Consider the following 15,096-nt stretch of genomic DNA (forward strand, 5'->3'; position numbering starts at 1 on the left):
TGCTTTTTAGATGAAGAGCTTAATTACTGCTGCGCAAAGACTTAGATAAGATGCTCGCAATCGCTTTGCTGTGCTCAACCTGCGTTTTTTTAGACTCTTTTCGTTCAAGAGCTACTTTTTGAAGGCTTTTTTCTTCTTCGGTTTGAGCAATAACTTGAGGAACGGGGGCAGGTTTTCCATTTTCTATTGCAACAAAGGTGAGAAAAGAAGTTGCAGCAATACGTTTAATGCCAGTTAACAAATTTTCGGCAATCACTTTAACAAAAATAATCATGGAGCTTTTTCCTGTAACAACAACGAATGCTTCATATGAAATAAAATCTTCTTCGGTGACGGGCTCGATAAAGTCAACGTGATCAATGGAAGCTGTAACACACGACTTTCTGGAATGTTTAGCTGCTGAAAGAGAAGCCGTCATGTCCATATCAGCGACAATTTTTCCGCCAAAAAGGGTGTGGTGATTGTTCAGGTCATTTGGAAAAATGTGCTGTGATTTGACTACTCGTGAGACGCTGCAAAGTACTGCTTTTTCACTCATTGAAAACACTCCTTCAAACTGTTTATATGGTTTAATGTATGTTGACTACTTGTTCTTATGTATACAAGTTATAGAAAGCCCTTTCGTAAAAAGCTCTTCAAAAGCTTCTATATGGTAAAATAGAGCAAATACGAAAGAGGGGATGAGAGTATGAACTTAACGCAATTTTCTAGAAGAAAATATACGGATTCCGCTACACCTTTAGAAAAGCTATCGGTTTTATCAAAGCAGTTAAATGGACCTTCAATTTATATGAAGCGCGATGATATGCTTGGACTGACAGGGGGCGGAAATAAGACGCGTAAGCTTGAATATCTAGTAGCTGATGCAAAAGCGCAAGGAGCAGACGTGCTTGTAACGTGCGGTGCGATACAATCCAATCACTGTCGTTTGACGCTCGCTGCTGCTGTAAAAGAACAAATGAAATGTGTGCTCGTATTAGAAGAAGGGGAAAATAAAGCAAGCGATCAGCCGACGGGGAACTATTTTCTTTATCATTTATTAGGCGCTCATGACATGCGGTTTGTCGCTGAAGGTTCGGATTTGACAGCGGAAATGGAAAAAGTAGCGGGCGAGCTAAGTGAAAAAGGTCATAAGCCATACCTAATCCCAGTAGGAGGTTCAAATGTTATCGGTGCAACAGGCTACGCTGCCTGCGCACAAGAGGTGCTTATGCAAAGCTATGAGCAGCAAATAAAACTTAGTCACGTAGTTTGCACAAGCGGAAGCGGAGGCATGCATGCAGGGTTAGTGGCAGGCTTTCAAAGTCTTCAAAGTGACGTGTCTGTTATTGGAATGAATGTGAGTCGTGCTAAAGAAGAGCAAGAAATGAAAGTTGCCAAGCTAACGAGCGAACTTTATGATCATTTACATAGCAAAACGCCTTTTAAAAAAGAAGATATTGTTTGTATGGATGAATATGTAGGTCCAGGCTATGCTGTTCCAACAGAAGAGATGGTGGAAGCAGTCAAACTTGTGGCCGGTACGGAAGGAATTTTATTGGATCCTGTGTATACGGGAAAAGCAATGGCCGGCCTGATTGATTTAATTCGAAAGGGTTATTTTAAAAAAGATGAGAATGTGGTGTTCATCCACTCCGGGGGCTCACCGGCTCTTTATGCGTATACATCGATTTTTTCATAAAAAAGAAAGGGATTCGACTCCCTTTCTTTTTTAGTTTATATAGGAATAGTAAGTGAAAACGTCACTCCGGTCTCTGTGTTTTCAGCCGTAATTGCTGCATCGTGCATCGTAACAATACGTTTTACGATGCTTAAACCAATACCGAATTCACCGTTTTCTCCTTTTTTAAACGGTTCAAATAAGTGTTCAAGCACGCTTTGATCAATTGGCGGGCCATCGTTGCTGATTGTACATTGAACGTTCGTTTGGTGTTTAGAAATTGAAAGTGAAACCTTGGTATCAGCATAGCGCAGCTGATTGTCGAGTACATTTTCAAGGACTTTTGTCCACAGTTCTTTGTCTCCTTTAATTGTTGCGTTTGCGTCGTCAAATTCCCACTGTATTTCAGGACGCCTCCACCGCAAGCGATCCACTACTTCATGAAGAAGTGCAGTAAAATCAAAGGTATCTTGTGCAAGCTGATGAGTGGACATATAGTCAAGCTTGGTTAAATAAAGCAAATCGCGGATTTTTTTCTCGAGATTTTTGGATTCATCTTCAATAACTTTTACCGTTTGAGATAAATCACCTTTTGGATAAATGCCGTCTTGAATCGACTGAGCGTAGCTTTGAATGACCATAACCGGTGTTTTTAAATCATGTGAAATATTTTGAAGCAGCGTTTGCTGTGCTTCATCTTTAGATACGAGCCTTTTGCGCATTTGCTCGATCGAGGCGCCTAGCTTGCCAATTTCATCGGAACGGTTCACTGTAACAGGCTCATGCCAATTTTGTTCGGCAATTTTTTTTACATCTTTTTCAAGCGATACAAGCGGCTTGCTTAAATATCTTGATAGCCAAATAGATGGAAGCCAGCTGAATAGAAATACAATTGAAATTACAAGAAGCAGCTGTTTGAACAGAGTAGAAGTGAGCGCATTTCGGTACGTATCCCACGAAAATGAAAGCAAAAAAGCAGGCTGTCCGTTTACGCTTACTTTTCGAATTACATAAAAAAGCGTCCGGTTGCCGAGATCTTTTTCATAGCGAGCGACGATTTTTCGCTGACTGATTGCATCTTCCTGTGCTTTTCTCAAAAAGTCTTGAGGCAACACCCGTGATGAAAAATAAGAGATATCCGCATGTTCAGGCAATAAAATATGATCCACGGTTCGATTGCCAAGTGTTGGTTCACTATCTTCATTGCTAAAGTAGTATTCACCTGAGCGGCTTGGCAGGCCGTATTCTTTTAAAATATGCTGTTCATTTTCAATAGTGGTATAAATTTCATTCGTGAAGAACTGCCTGAGCGTCGTTGGGAATAAAATAGCGAGCAAAATTGAAATAAGCAGTAAAATACCGGAGATGACGAGCCAAATTTGAAATGCAAGCGACTTGTTTTTCATGCTTTCATCATCCGGTATCCGTATCCGTAAATCGTTTCAATTCGTGCTTGCGGCATTTTTTTACGCACGCGCCTTACTAAATCATCCACCACTCGGTCTGTGCCGAAATAATCTTCTCCCCAAATGAGATTCAGCAGCTGCTCCCGTGAAAAAGCCTGTCCAAGGTCTTTTGAGATAGTGACAAGAAAATCAAATTCTTTAGACGTCAAATCAATCGGTTTTCCATTTTCACTGACGGTACGCGTATGTAAATCGATTTCATAAGGAGTCAGCGTAATGGTATCGGTTTTCTTTTGATTGGAACCGTATACGCGGTTTAGCAGTTTGTTTGTCCGAATAACTAGTTCACGCGGCAAAAAGGGTTTTGATAAATAGTCGTCGCTGCCCATTTCAAGTCCAAGAACTCGGTCAATATCGGCATCGCGTGCTGAAATGAAAATAACAGGCACCTGTGGCGTTTGCTGCTTGATTTCGCGAATAAGCTGATACCCATCAATGTCAGGTAGCATAATATCTAAAATCCACAGGTGCGGAGGAGTTGCAATCATTTCTTTTGCGTCCGTGCCGTTAAAAAATGAGCGAACGTCCCAGCCTTCTTTTTGAAGATAAAGGGTTAAAACTTCGTTTAAATTTTGTTCATCCTCTACTAAATATAGTGTAAAGCTCAAATTTGACACCTTCCTCTGAATATATGAAAATTAAGGTAAATAAAGCATATTGCGCCATCTATGCGCGTTTCTTTAAAGGTTTATGTACCCGCTATTATACTACGTGTTTGCTGTTATAAAGAAATTTTTCACAATTTCACACATTGTTTTGATACTTATCCCAAACTTTTATTTTATAGTATAGATAACATAAAATTTGCTACGTTAAAAGGAGTGTTTTTCATGGATCCACGTGATTATGAAAGAGAGGAAGAACGAAAAGAAGAATATGAAAACCGCCAGCAGCGCTATGATCAGTATCAGCCTTCATCGTCGTCACAGCCTCCAAAAAGACGCTTATTTCCAGTGATCGCATCTTCTATCGCCGGAGCAGTGCTAGGGGGAGGAATTGTGCTATACGGCGCTCCGCAGCTAGGGTTAATGGATTCAGCTGATACGCAAACAGCGAATCAAACAACGCAGACTCAAACGGCAACAACAACGAGCACAACGCCTCGAACAGTAAGCACAACCGTGAATCAGTCAGATCTTGTTTCAGTTGTAAATAAAGTATCAGCCGCTGTTGTAGGTGTGAACAACATCCAGCAGCAAACAAATCCATTTTCTGGAGATACCCAAACGCAAGAAGCAGGAACGGGTTCCGGTGTTATTTTCAAAAAAGAAAATGGAAAAGCATACGTTGTGACCAATAACCACGTTATTGACGGCGCAAGCGAAGTAGAAGTGTCACTTTCAAACGGACAAAAAGAAAAAGCTAAAATTGTCGGAGCTGATGCGCTAACGGATTTAGCGGTGCTTGAAATGTCCGATAAAAATGTTGAACAAGTGGCGAAATTCGGAAAATCATCGGATTTAGTAGCGGGTGAAACAGTGCTTGCAATCGGAAATCCTCTTGGTGAACAATTTTCTCGTACGGTCACACAAGGTATCGTGAGCGCAGCAAAACGCTCTGTCCCTATTTCAGAGAATTGGAACGTAGACGCCATTCAAACGGATGCGGCGATTAATCCCGGAAACAGCGGCGGTGCACTTATCAATTCTTCCGGTGAAGTAGTCGGCATCAACAGTATGAAAATTTCAGAAGACAATGTAGAAGGCATCGGCTTTGCTCTTCCAAGTGATGAGGTGCAGCCGACGATTGAACAGCTGATGAAAAACGGAAAAATAACGCGTCCATATATGGGGGTAGGTCTTCAAGATGTAGGTCAGCTTTCAGCTGCAACAAAACAAGATCAGCTAGGCCTAACAAGCGATACATCTGAAGGAGTTGTCGTAACGACGGTTGAACCGTTCTCTTCTGCTTCTGATGCAGGTTTACAATCAAAAGACGTGATTGTTGCCATCGATGGAAATGAAGTCAAAACATCCAGTGATTTACGTCAATATCTATATACAAAACGCAAAGTAGGAGACACGGTAAAATTAGACGTGTACCGAAATGGAAAAAAACAAACCATTTCTCTGAAGCTTTCAGAGCAGCAGGATAACAATGGATGAGTTCAACACCGTTAAAGCTGCTGCTAGCAGTATTAACAGCGTTCGGATGTTTAACCGGCTGCGGAGGGAAGCATTCAAACACGATGTTTCCTTCTGTAGAAATTAGTCAGCTATCTTCTGCCAAAGAACTGGCAGCGTATGAGGGAGGCAAGGTGACAGGAGCTGAATTCAACCGTTTTTTAGCCGTTGAAGGGTTCTTAAATCCGGATGCTCCGCTAAATGATACAAGCTACCGCAAAGAGTTATTGCGGCAGCTTGTTATGCAAAAAATTTTAATTTCGCATCTAAAGACAAGCGATAAAGTACAAAAACAAGTCGAGGATATGTGGAAGCAAATTAAACGCTCATATGACGAGGATACAAGAAAACAAGGTTATGAAGTGTTAAATATTCGTTCTAGTGATGTAACCAGCCAGCTAACGAATCAATTTAAATTAGAAGAATATTTCCGTAAACAAATTACGTCTGATGAACTAACTGCTTATTATAAACGTATTGAAAACGATCTGACGCGCGTATCTTTTACGCGGCTGGCTTTCTCCACTTTACATGATGCCGATGCTGTTGCCGCTGAACTGCAAAAGGGAACATCGCTTCAAGACGTTCAAAAAAAATATGCTGATGTTCAGATAATCAGCAAAATAGAGAATGATGATAATCTAAAGCTTTCAAGTCTATCTCCCTCTTTTATAGATGTTTTAAAAAAACAGCACATAGGAGAGAGTAGTGAGCCTATTAAAATGGGTAAAGTCTATTATCTTCTTATTTTAAAACAAAAAGATAAAAAAACGGAATCAGAAGCCAAAGAAGAAATGATGAAAGAACTTGTTTTGAATCATATCAACCGGTATAGCCAGGATGAACTGCCAAGGTTTCATGTGACTTTTAATCTTAGGTAGTTCCCTTTTATATAGATTGATTGTTTTCAAAAAACAAGCAGGTAAAAGAGCTCTCTATTAATAGAGAGTTCTTTTACATTTTTAAGTAGACAGAAATGTCGGCACCTGATAAAATGAAGTTGTAAAACTTTCATTATTCGGAAAATTTATACCCTCCAGTTTTGGAGGGTTATTTTTTATGCTGTTGGATGAATAAAAGAGGCTGGGACAAAAGTAGTTTAGTGGAAAGAAGATCCGAACGATGAATCGTTCGGATTTTTTCGTTAGTATGGTGAACATATGTTTCAATCACTTTTCATCTTTTATATGACTCAATAATGTAGAAGACATCTCTACATGGGAAAGGGCGATGTGTGAAATCGTTTTGGCATAGGGTGTGATTTCATTAATAAATTGTTCGAGTACGTGCAGGTGAGGAAGCTGAAGCTTTGTAATGAAGCAGGCTTGCCCGGCGATACGTTCACAGAATAAAGCATAGGGATACTGAGAAATAAATCGTTTAAAACGCTCGTGCTCTCCGTTTTTCATGGTTACTTCAATAAAACACGACACGGGCAACTGCAGCTTTTCATAATCAATATCGATTGTATATCCTTTTATAACACCAAAGCTCTCTAGCTGCCTTACTCGCTCTGCTACTGAAGGAGGAGACAGGTTAATTTGTTTTCCTAGCTCTCGTAAGGAAAGACGGCTGTTTTGCTGCAGCGCCTGCAAAATCGATAAGTCAATTTCATCAATTTTCAATTGAAAACCTTCTTTCTTATTAACATTTCATTTGATTAGTAATAGAAGATAATATGTTTTATATGTTATCTAAAATCTCCATTTTTCTTACTATAATAATTAAAAAGGAGTGAGTGAAAAATGGCAAGAGTTTTGTTAACAAACGAAGAGGGAACAAATTTTGAAAAAGCACTGAATTTAATTCCACATGTAAAAAGGTTGTATGATGAGCTATACGACAAGCTTTGGAACAGCGATATAGTAAAAAGGGAAACAAAGGAAAAAATCAGGCTTTATCTAGCGGGTGTGAATGGCTGTGAGACGTGTTTGAGCATGTCATATGTAGGTGATAAGACGCTTAATCAAAAAGTATTAAGAGAAGAAGAAATTGAAGAAAAAGATCGACTGCTGTTTCGATTCATTGATGTGTACCGGGTGAGTCCAAGGGATTTGACGGATGCTGATATGAATCAATTAAAGAAATTTTACAGTGATACACAGCTGTTAGAGCTTTTGGCTGTTATTAATTTGTTTGATCAATTTCACAAACTCATTGTCAGTTTAGATTTATATGATTTTTGCAGCTTACAGGGCAAGTGATGTCATTCTTAAAAATATCTTGACAGACAAAATCGACAGGAGTAAGATAGCTTTCGTGAAGTGAAACGTATCATGAATCGAATCCATTATTCTAAAAAATAGATCATAGACATTTAAATAAAAATCGCTTAATCCATTACGGAGCGGAGGACCCATTATTTACGCACATATTGTGCTCCGGGGTGAATCCTTAAAAAGGTAGGGTTACTCTTAAAACCCGAACCCGACAGCTAACTTCGCAAGCGTTTTGAGGGGGAAGAGTGTGAAAAAACACAGGAGCCTTCCTGTGTTTTTTTGCGCTTTTTTTAAGAAAAAGATGTAATTTTTTAGAAAAAGTATAAGCTAAGAGAACACACAGCAGTTGAAGAAAGGAATAAATACATTATGAAAAAACAGTTTGCTGTATTGGGATTAGGTCGTTTTGGAGGAAGTTTGGTTGAAGAGTTTGCTAACCTGGATGTGGATGTGCTCGCTATTGACCGCAATCAGGAGGTAGTAAAGAAATATAGCAACTCAGCTACATATGTTGTGCAGGCAAACGCGATTGATGAAGCTAGCTTAAAAGGGCTAGGTATTCGCAATGTCGATCATGCTCTTATTTCGTTTGGGGATGATATCGAAGCAAGCGTTCTTGCAACGATGCTTTTAAAAGATATGGGCGTTAAGCAAGTATGGGTAAAAGCGGTGAATATGTATCATCAAAAGGTGCTGGAGAAAATAGGAGCGGACAAAGTTATCCACCCTGAGCGGGATATTGCTAAGCGGATTGCTCATCACGTGGTGTCAGAAAAAATCATTGATTACATTGAACTGTCAAAGGATTATAGTATTGTCGAAATTGTCGCCTCTAAAAAACTTCATAATAAAACGCTGTTTGATTTAAATATCCGCGCCAAGTACGGCTGCAACATTATCGGCTTTCAGCGAAAAGACGGGGAAATGGTGATTTCGCCTACCGCGCATGAAATAATTGAACAAGGAGATATGCTTATTGTTATCGGACATAATCGCGATTTGAACCGTTTTGAAGAAGAAGGAGTTTAACTTATGAAAAAACAAATCATTAAACTCACCCCTCCGCAGCTGCTTGTCTCCATTTTTGGCGGAGGAATTATTATCGGTGCTCTTCTATTGATGATGCCTTTTTCTACTAATGAGCCAATCCGTTGGGTAGACGCCCTTTTTACGTCTACTTCCGCTATGACAGTGACCGGCTTAGCCGTCGTAGATACAGGTACGCGTTTTACCGTCATTGGTCAAACCATTATTATGCTGTTAATTCAAATAGGCGGTCTTGGCATTATGTCATTTGCCGTGCTGATTTTTATGATGCTAGGTAAAAAAATTGGATTTAAAGAGCGTATGCTCGTTCAGCAAGCATTAAATCAAACGAGCGTCGGCGGAGTTGTCCTGCTAGTTAAAAGGCTGTTCATCTTTTCATTTTTAATTGAGTTTATTGCACTTATTTTTTTAGCGATACGCTGGGTTCCGGAATTCGGATGGTCTAAGGGGCTGTTCTTTAGCTTGTTTCATTCAATTTCGGCTTTTAATAACGCAGGGTTTGGACTACTGTCTGATAACTTAGTTCAGTATGTAGGAGATCCTATTATTAACATAACGATTTCTTTTTTGTTCATCATTGGTGGGTTAGGGTTTACAGTACTTGCTGATATGTGGGTGAAAAAATCGTATAAAAAACTAACGCTACATTCAAAAATTATGATTATCAGCACTTTCGCCATTAACATGATTGCCATGCTTTTTATTTTTTTCTTAGAGTACAGCAATTCGCATACACTCGGAAGTTTATCATTAGGAGACAAAGTATGGGCTTCTTATTTTCAAGCGGTAACAACAAGAACCGCTGGCTTTAATACGATTGATTTAGCTCACCTGCATGACGCAACGGTCTTTTTAATGGTTTTGTTAATGTTTATTGGTGCAGGAAGTGCGTCAACAGGAGGCGGTATCAAACTCACGACGTTTGTGGTGATTGTCTTTTCTGTATGGGCATTTTTACGAAGCAGGGAAGATATTGTGCTATTAAAGAGACGCCTTCTTCCTCTTCATGTGTTTAAGGCCCTAGCCATTACGATGATTTCAATTATGTTTGTGTTTGGGGCCATCTTTCTGTTGAATATTTCGGAAAACCTGCCGTTTGTAAAAATTATGTTTGAAGTTGTTTCTGCGTTTGGAACAGTAGGTTTATCGATGGGAGCGACTCCTGAACTTTCTTACTTTGGACGCGTGATTATTATCTTTATCATGTTTTTAGGTAAAGTGGGGCCATTAACGCTTGCGTTTTCATTATCTAAACAAAAGCGTGAAGCCGTTCGTTATCCAAACGAGGATATAATGCTAGGATAGAAAAATCGCCTTCTATGAGGCGATTTTTTTATATTATTTATACGTTCAAGACATATAAGAGGTTACGCACAAAACAGTTGCGATGAATAAAAAGAAGGCAAAGACAAGAACAATGGGCAATTTGGAATGTCGGCGCATTAAAGGCCCCCCTTTTTTATAGTAAAAAAATCTCTTACTATATATAACGAAAGAAACAAAAATATGATTCACTTTTTTTGGCGAAATTTGAAGGTTTTTCTCGTTGAAAAAATCTGCACCCCTGTCCTAAACATTTTGCCAAGCTGTTGCATACACTAAAAGCAGATAACAGGAAGTGAGGGATGGTACGTGGGAAAACAAAATTTTGCGTTAATCGTTGTGTTATTTGTTTTACTTGTTATTGTAGGTGCGTCTGGCTTTCGCTTTTAAACGTTAACTTTATTTGCGCATAGCCCCCGTAAAAAAGGGCATACTAGGCGGAAGTAAAAACCAAAAATTTCTTCAATATTGCCGAACAATGAGTTCCTCTACTCATTCATCTAATCGGTATGTAACCATGCGAAAGCATGGTTTTTTTTGAAATAGGAGAGGATGAATAATGTTCATCCTCTCTAGAAATTAATAGTAGCAAGAACACCCTACGATTACTAATAGAATAAATAAAACAACGATAAATGAAAAACCAAAACCGCCTTTTGCGCCCATATGTGTAACCTCCTTTAATAAAAGTCTCTATATCCTATGTACTAATTGGGTTAAGTGATTGAGAAATTTACCTATTTTTTAACAGTAACGATCTTTTGAGAAGAATGAAGAACACTTACTTTTTTCATTTTCGTAAAAATCCTTTATGATAGGAATAAAAGGAGGGCAAACAGGTGGGAATACATGAACAATACGTCATGAATCAGCTAGAAGAGGGAAAGTGGAAAGAGATCAAACGGGAAATTCAACAAGAAATGAAGAAAAAACCTCAAGCATCTGATTTGTACTGTTACTTAGCGGTTTGTTTAGCAAAGCAAATCGAAGAATCAATTATCTTTGAAAAAATGGTATTAAACTTAGAAATGGACCGGGCTCTTCATCAGGCATTAACATTAAATCCATCTTCAAGCTTGGCGCACTTCGTTCGAGGAATAAAATACCGGGAAACTCCGCTTATGTTTGGAGGGAATTACGAAAAATCGCTGTCTTATTTGCAGAAGGCGCAAGATCTTGGTTTTGAAGGGATTATGCTGCCGCTCGAACTCGCCAAAACCTATATTCAATTAAAAGAAATGGAAAAAGCGAAAGAACAAATCGCCTATGCTCGGGGAATTAATCCTACGCACGCGGACATTAAAAAAGTCGAAAACATGCTCCAAACAGGACGATGAATCAAAAGTCCTGTTTTATTTTTGGTTTTCAGGAAACGTATGCTGATTTTCATAAAGGATTGCTTTTTATATAACAATAAGAATATTTATAAAAAATTTAAGAAGTGCATGTAAGTCGAACGACTTCTTAACTGCTAGATTTTCTACATTATTAGAGCGTTCAGTCTACATAGTTCCAAAAATAGTAAGAAACTATCAGCCTATGGATAAATTATTAGAAAATATAGATAATTATAAATGAATAGAGAGAAAAGTTAAACATGCGATTAACTAAAAAAGCAAAGGTATGATTTACTTTGCTTTTTATTTATACGCATATGTAAAAAATATCATAATAAACCAATTTATTCTTAGGGGAATCCATCGTCTCAGACGATGTGAAATAATGTATTTGAAGGAGGAGACCCAGATGAAGGTTATGAAGATGTTGGCTATTGCGTTATTTAGTTTATGTTTAATTGTCACACCAGCTGCTGCTGAAGTTCCGGGTGTCGACCATTCAATGAAACGGGGTGCTACACAAGGAATTGTAGCGGCATCTCACCCTCTGGCTGCAGAAGCGGGGAGGAAAGTCTTAGCTGAAGGCGGAAACGCTGTAGATGCGGCAGCGGCCATTCAGCTATCTCTAAACGTTGTGGAACCGATGATGTCTGGTATCGGCGGCGGCGGTTTTATGATGATTTATGAAAAAAAGAAAGATAAAATTACGATGCTAGACAGCCGTGAAATGGCACCGGCTGATGTCACGCCTAAGCTGTTTTTAGATTCAAGAGGAAAAGTCATTCCTTTCAGTAAGCGTCACATAACAGGAAAAGCAGTGGGAGTTCCCGGCACGTTAAAAGGAGTAGAAACAGCCCTTAAAGATTATGGAACAATGGACTTATCAGATGTTATTAAACCTGCTATTACTCAAGCGGAACAAGGAATCAAAGTAAATTGGTCGATGGCTCAGTATATCGATGAAAATGTGGACAAGCTTGAAAGATACCAAACGGCCGGTAATGTATTTGTGCCGAATGGCAAGCCGTTAAAAGAAGGAGATAAGCTTGTTCAGCCGGATCTTGCTAAAACATTAAAGCTTATTCAAAAAGAAGGGTCAGACGCTCTTTATAAAGGAGAAATTGGAAAAGCGCTTGTTAAAGAAGTTCAAAAACGCGATGGAAGCATGACCATGGATGATTTAAAAAATTACGTTGTAAAAGAACGTGAGCCGGTCAAAACAACTTACCGAGGCTACGATGTAGTTAGTGCGGCTCCTCCTAGCTCCGGCGGATTAACCGTGCAACAGATTTTAAAGCTAATGGAAGGTTATGATGTAGAAAAAATGGGTTCCAATACGCCTCAGTATTTGCAGCATTTAACGGAAGCGATGCACTTAGCTTTCGCGGACCGCGCGGCGTATATGGCAGATGAAGACTTTTACGAAGTGCCGAAAAAAGGACTGTTAGATGAAGATTATATTAAAGAACGCCGTAAATTAATTAATCCAAACAAAGCAACGCCTAATGTTAAAGAAGGAGACCCTTGGAAATATGAAGGAAAAGAAAATCCAAATAAAGCAACGGTAAAGGAAGAAAATCCAATCGGCCAAACGACTCATTTCTCTGTTGTAGACAAGTGGGGAAACATGGTTTCTTACACGACTACCATTGAACAAGTTTTTGGTTCAGGAATTATGGTTCCTGACTACGGATTTATGCTCAACAATGAAATGACGGATTTTGATGCCACTCCGGGAGGCGTGAACCAGGTTGAGCCTAAAAAACGTCCTCGAAGCAGCATGTCTCCAACGATGTTGTTAAAAGACGGAAAGCCGTTCATGGCAATTGGTTCACCGGGAGGCCCAACCATTATTGCGTCTGTAGCAGAAACGATTATGAATGTTATTGACCATAAGATGCCGATTCAAAAAGCGATTTTAACGCCTCGTATTTATTCAGGCGGCTATCCAACCGTAAGATGGGAACCTGGCTTTAGCCAAGATACACTCCTTGAAATGATGGCTAAAGGACATGCGTTTGAAGAAAAGCCGGAGCAAATTGGAAACGTTCAAGCGGTTATCTATGACTATGAAACGGGGAAAATGTATGGAGGTGCTGATAATACGCGCCAAGGCACGGTATTAGGAGTAGACGCAATTAAATATGTATCCAAACAGCCAAAACCAATTAAAGAAGAGAAAAAAGGAGAGTTTACGGTTGAAGTCAACCGTGCCGTGTATCCATTTACTGATAAGCAAGTGAAGCTGATTGATGGAAAGCCTTACGTTCAGTCGGATCGCCTGCTGCTAGGCTTAGGCGTCATTGATTCGAGTGATTTAAAGCTTTATAAGCCAAATCACCACTCCTATTTATCAGTTATCAAAGTAGCCAAATCACTTGGCTACAAAGTGAAATGGGATGAGGAAAAGAAAATAGTCTCATTAGAAAAAGATCCTGGTGAAAACGATACCGGCGATGATGAAGACGGAGACGTTATTACAAATTAAAAAAGTTGCTGGGATAAAAGTAGTTTAGTTGAATGAAAATCCGAACGAGGAATCCTACTCGTTCGGATTTTTTTATTGCTATGGTGACCATAGTTTTCGTCGATGCAGTGGCTTCTAGCTGTTGAATGGATTTTGTTATGTCTCAATCTTTTTTTATGAAAGCAAATAAAGTTGGCGATTTTAAGCCGAATGACAAAAAAGTTTGCATGATTTGCCAAAAAGTTGTAGAAATCGACAGTTTTTTTGGCGTATGTAAGAAAAATCGTGATAAAAAGACTGATAGAATGCTACAAACAAAGTTGGCATCATTTTTGCATAAGAAATAGATGAGGGGCTGTATCAATGAAAAAATACATAGTTAAATAAACGCCTATGTTTACTTCACACAGAATAAAATGCAACGGAGGTATAGAAAATGAAAAAAGAAATTTCAATTATCGGTGTACCAATGGATTACGGGCAAACAAGAAGGGGTGTAGACATGGGGCCGAGCGCAATCCGCTATGCGGGCATGAATACACGCTTAGAAGCTCTTGGCTATACCGTACACGATGAAGGCGATATTAAAGTAGAGATTAAAGAGCGGGCAGACGTGGATAAAAATACGAATCTAAAAAACTTAGCGGCCGTAGCGAGTGGCAATGAGCAGCTTGCTGCAAAAGTTGAAGAAGTGAAGAAGCAAGACCGCTTTCCATTAATATTAGGCGGAGACCACAGCATTGCGATTGGAACGCTTGCAGGAGTCGCAAAAGGTTCAGAAAATTTAGGCGTTATTTGGTATGATGCTCATGGCGATTTAAACACCGCTGAAACCTCTCCATCAGGCAACATTCACGGCATGCCGTTAGCGGTGAGCCTGGGTATTGGACATCCTGTGCTTTTAAATATTGGAGGGTATACGCCAAAAATTAAACCTGAAAATCTAGTTATTATCGGGGCGCGCTCATTGGATGATGGTGAAAAAGAGTTAATTAAAGAAAAAGGAATTAAAGTGTATACCATGCATGAAATTGATCGTTTAGGTATGACGCAAGTGATGAAAGAAACGATTGATTATTTAAGCGGTACAGACGGCGTGCACCTGTCGCTAGACTTAGACGGCTTAGATCCAGATGATGCACCAGGCGTAGGTACACCTGTAAAAGGCGGCATCAGCTACCGAGAAAGTCATTTAGCAATGGAAATGCTAGCGGAAGCAGACATGGTCACATCCGCTGAATTTGTAGAAGTGAACCCCATTTTAGATCAGCATAACAAAACTGCAGAAGTAGCGGTTGCGTTAATGAGTTCATTGTTTGGCGATAAGCTTCTATAAGAAAAAGCTACTTATAGGTATCGTGTGGAGAAAATCTGTGATGATCCAAGAAACGGTCATGCAGGACTAAGCGGCTGCCATCCCCGTTACGGGGATGGCGCCATTTGAAAATCATCCG

Annotated in this window: 15 protein-coding genes and 1 riboswitch; of the genes, 10 read left to right on the top strand and 5 right to left on the bottom strand. The window is 39.5% G+C overall.

All coding sequences use genetic code 11. The annotated features are described in order from the left end of the window. Nucleotides 1-19 precede the first annotated feature (19 nt). A complete protein-coding gene (locus SB717_RS17800) occupies nucleotides 20-538 on the bottom strand; it encodes an acyl-CoA thioesterase (protein WP_074676939.1) in 519 nt (172 codons plus the stop codon). Between the two features lie 150 nt (nucleotides 539-688). On the opposite strand from SB717_RS17800, the gene cuyA reads away from it, so the two are divergent. Next, entirely contained in the window at nucleotides 689-1,681 is a 993-nt protein-coding gene (cuyA, locus tag SB717_RS17805) for a D-cysteate sulfo-lyase (protein ID WP_074676937.1), read from the top strand. A gap of 35 nt (nucleotides 1,682-1,716) precedes the next feature. Here cuyA and SB717_RS17810 read toward each other — a convergent pair whose 3' ends face one another. Both SB717_RS17810 and SB717_RS17815 read right to left on the bottom strand, forming a co-directional pair. Next, on the bottom strand, nucleotides 1,717-3,066 hold the full coding sequence (locus SB717_RS17810) for a sensor histidine kinase (RefSeq protein WP_410904340.1): 1,350 nt from the start codon (nucleotides 3,064-3,066) through the stop codon (nucleotides 1,717-1,719). Then, nucleotides 3,063-3,734, bottom strand: coding sequence for a response regulator transcription factor (locus SB717_RS17815; protein WP_410904341.1), 672 nt, complete (start codon nucleotides 3,732-3,734; stop codon nucleotides 3,063-3,065). The genes SB717_RS17810 and SB717_RS17815 overlap by 4 nt, the downstream gene beginning before the upstream one ends. A gap of 222 nt (nucleotides 3,735-3,956) precedes the next feature. Between SB717_RS17815 and SB717_RS17820 the strand changes: the two genes are divergently transcribed. After that, on the top strand, nucleotides 3,957-5,231 hold the full coding sequence (locus tag SB717_RS17820) for a S1C family serine protease (protein WP_410904342.1): 1,275 nt from the start codon (nucleotides 3,957-3,959) through the stop codon (nucleotides 5,229-5,231). Then, nucleotides 5,228-6,130 carry a peptidyl-prolyl cis-trans isomerase gene (locus SB717_RS17825; protein ID WP_410904343.1) on the top strand — a complete coding sequence of 301 codons (903 nt, stop codon included), beginning with the start codon at nucleotides 5,228-5,230 and terminating at the stop codon, nucleotides 6,128-6,130. The genes SB717_RS17820 and SB717_RS17825 overlap by 4 nt, the downstream gene beginning before the upstream one ends. A gap of 288 nt (nucleotides 6,131-6,418) precedes the next feature. Here the strand turns inward: SB717_RS17825 and SB717_RS17830 are convergent, their stop codons facing one another. Beyond that, the gene (locus SB717_RS17830) at nucleotides 6,419-6,874 is read right to left on the bottom strand and encodes an Lrp/AsnC family transcriptional regulator (protein WP_410904344.1); all 456 of its coding nucleotides are present in this window, start codon (nucleotides 6,872-6,874) and stop codon (nucleotides 6,419-6,421) included. 120 nt (nucleotides 6,875-6,994) lie between these two features. Here SB717_RS17830 and SB717_RS17835 point away from each other — a divergent pair, with 120 nt between their 5' ends. The 4 genes from SB717_RS17835 to SB717_RS17850 all read left to right on the top strand — a co-directional run bounded on the left by SB717_RS17835 (nucleotide 6,995) and on the right by SB717_RS17850 (nucleotide 10,228). Further along, nucleotides 6,995-7,453 (top strand): carboxymuconolactone decarboxylase family protein, encoded by a 459-nt coding sequence (locus SB717_RS17835; RefSeq protein ID WP_410904345.1) that lies wholly within the window; start codon nucleotides 6,995-6,997, stop codon nucleotides 7,451-7,453. A gap of 115 nt (nucleotides 7,454-7,568) precedes the next feature. Then, nucleotides 7,569-7,713: riboswitch (cyclic di-AMP (ydaO/yuaA leader) on the top strand. 124 nt (nucleotides 7,714-7,837) lie between these two features. Continuing rightward, on the top strand, nucleotides 7,838-8,497 hold the full coding sequence (locus tag SB717_RS17840; protein ID WP_028415014.1) for a potassium channel family protein: 660 nt from the start codon (nucleotides 7,838-7,840) through the stop codon (nucleotides 8,495-8,497). A gap of 3 nt (nucleotides 8,498-8,500) precedes the next feature. Next, nucleotides 8,501-9,820, top strand: a complete 1,320-nt coding sequence (locus SB717_RS17845) for a TrkH family potassium uptake protein (RefSeq protein ID WP_410904346.1) — start codon at nucleotides 8,501-8,503, stop codon at nucleotides 9,818-9,820. A gap of 327 nt (nucleotides 9,821-10,147) precedes the next feature. After that, on the top strand, nucleotides 10,148-10,228 hold the full coding sequence (locus SB717_RS17850; RefSeq protein ID WP_016765202.1) for a YjcZ family sporulation protein: 81 nt from the start codon (nucleotides 10,148-10,150) through the stop codon (nucleotides 10,226-10,228). Nucleotides 10,229-10,417: 189 nt separating this feature from the next. On the opposite strand, the gene SB717_RS17855 is transcribed toward SB717_RS17850, so the two are convergent. Continuing rightward, complete coding sequence (locus tag SB717_RS17855) at nucleotides 10,418-10,504, bottom strand: YjcZ family sporulation protein (protein ID WP_016765201.1); 87 nt, start codon at nucleotides 10,502-10,504, stop codon at nucleotides 10,418-10,420. Nucleotides 10,505-10,677: 173 nt separating this feature from the next. Between SB717_RS17855 and SB717_RS17860 the strand changes: the two genes are divergently transcribed. The 3 genes from SB717_RS17860 (at nucleotide 10,678) to rocF (ending at nucleotide 14,978) form a co-directional block, all read left to right on the top strand. Next, a complete protein-coding gene (locus SB717_RS17860; protein ID WP_410904347.1) occupies nucleotides 10,678-11,175 on the top strand; it encodes a tetratricopeptide repeat protein in 498 nt (165 codons plus the stop codon). Between the two features lie 409 nt (nucleotides 11,176-11,584). Further along, nucleotides 11,585-13,663 (top strand): gamma-glutamyltransferase, encoded by a 2,079-nt coding sequence (gene ggt, locus SB717_RS17865; protein ID WP_410904348.1) that lies wholly within the window; start codon nucleotides 11,585-11,587, stop codon nucleotides 13,661-13,663. A 415-nt stretch (nucleotides 13,664-14,078) separates the two neighbouring features. Continuing rightward, on the top strand, nucleotides 14,079-14,978 hold the full coding sequence (gene rocF, locus SB717_RS17870; RefSeq protein ID WP_074676911.1) for an arginase: 900 nt from the start codon (nucleotides 14,079-14,081) through the stop codon (nucleotides 14,976-14,978). Nucleotides 14,979-15,096: the final 118 nt, after the last annotated feature.

The organism is Priestia sp. SIMBA_032 (assembly GCF_046535215.1).
GTDB classification, from domain to species: domain Bacteria; phylum Bacillota; class Bacilli; order Bacillales; family Bacillaceae_H; genus Priestia; species Priestia aryabhattai.

Excerpts from the sequence above, each read along its gene's own strand:
- SB717_RS17800 (WP_074676939.1), bottom strand. The coding sequence starts at position 538 with ATGAGTGAAAAAGCAGTACTTTGCAGCGTCTCACGAGTAGTCAAATCA.
- cuyA (WP_074676937.1), top strand. The coding sequence starts at position 689 with ATGAACTTAACGCAATTTTCTAGAAGAAAATATACGGATTCCGCTACA.
- SB717_RS17810 (WP_410904340.1), bottom strand. The coding sequence starts at position 3,066 with ATGAAAAACAAGTCGCTTGCATTTCAAATTTGGCTCGTCATCTCCGGT.
- SB717_RS17820 (WP_410904342.1), top strand. The coding sequence starts at position 3,957 with ATGGATCCACGTGATTATGAAAGAGAGGAAGAACGAAAAGAAGAATAT.
- SB717_RS17825 (WP_410904343.1), top strand. The coding sequence starts at position 5,228 with ATGAGTTCAACACCGTTAAAGCTGCTGCTAGCAGTATTAACAGCGTTC.
- SB717_RS17835 (WP_410904345.1), top strand. The coding sequence starts at position 6,995 with ATGGCAAGAGTTTTGTTAACAAACGAAGAGGGAACAAATTTTGAAAAA.
- SB717_RS17840 (WP_028415014.1), top strand. The coding sequence starts at position 7,838 with ATGAAAAAACAGTTTGCTGTATTGGGATTAGGTCGTTTTGGAGGAAGT.
- SB717_RS17845 (WP_410904346.1), top strand. The coding sequence starts at position 8,501 with ATGAAAAAACAAATCATTAAACTCACCCCTCCGCAGCTGCTTGTCTCC.
- SB717_RS17855 (WP_016765201.1), bottom strand. The coding sequence starts at position 10,504 with ATGGGCGCAAAAGGCGGTTTTGGTTTTTCATTTATCGTTGTTTTATTT.
- ggt (WP_410904348.1), top strand. The coding sequence starts at position 11,585 with ATGAAGGTTATGAAGATGTTGGCTATTGCGTTATTTAGTTTATGTTTA.
- rocF (WP_074676911.1), top strand. The coding sequence starts at position 14,079 with ATGAAAAAAGAAATTTCAATTATCGGTGTACCAATGGATTACGGGCAA.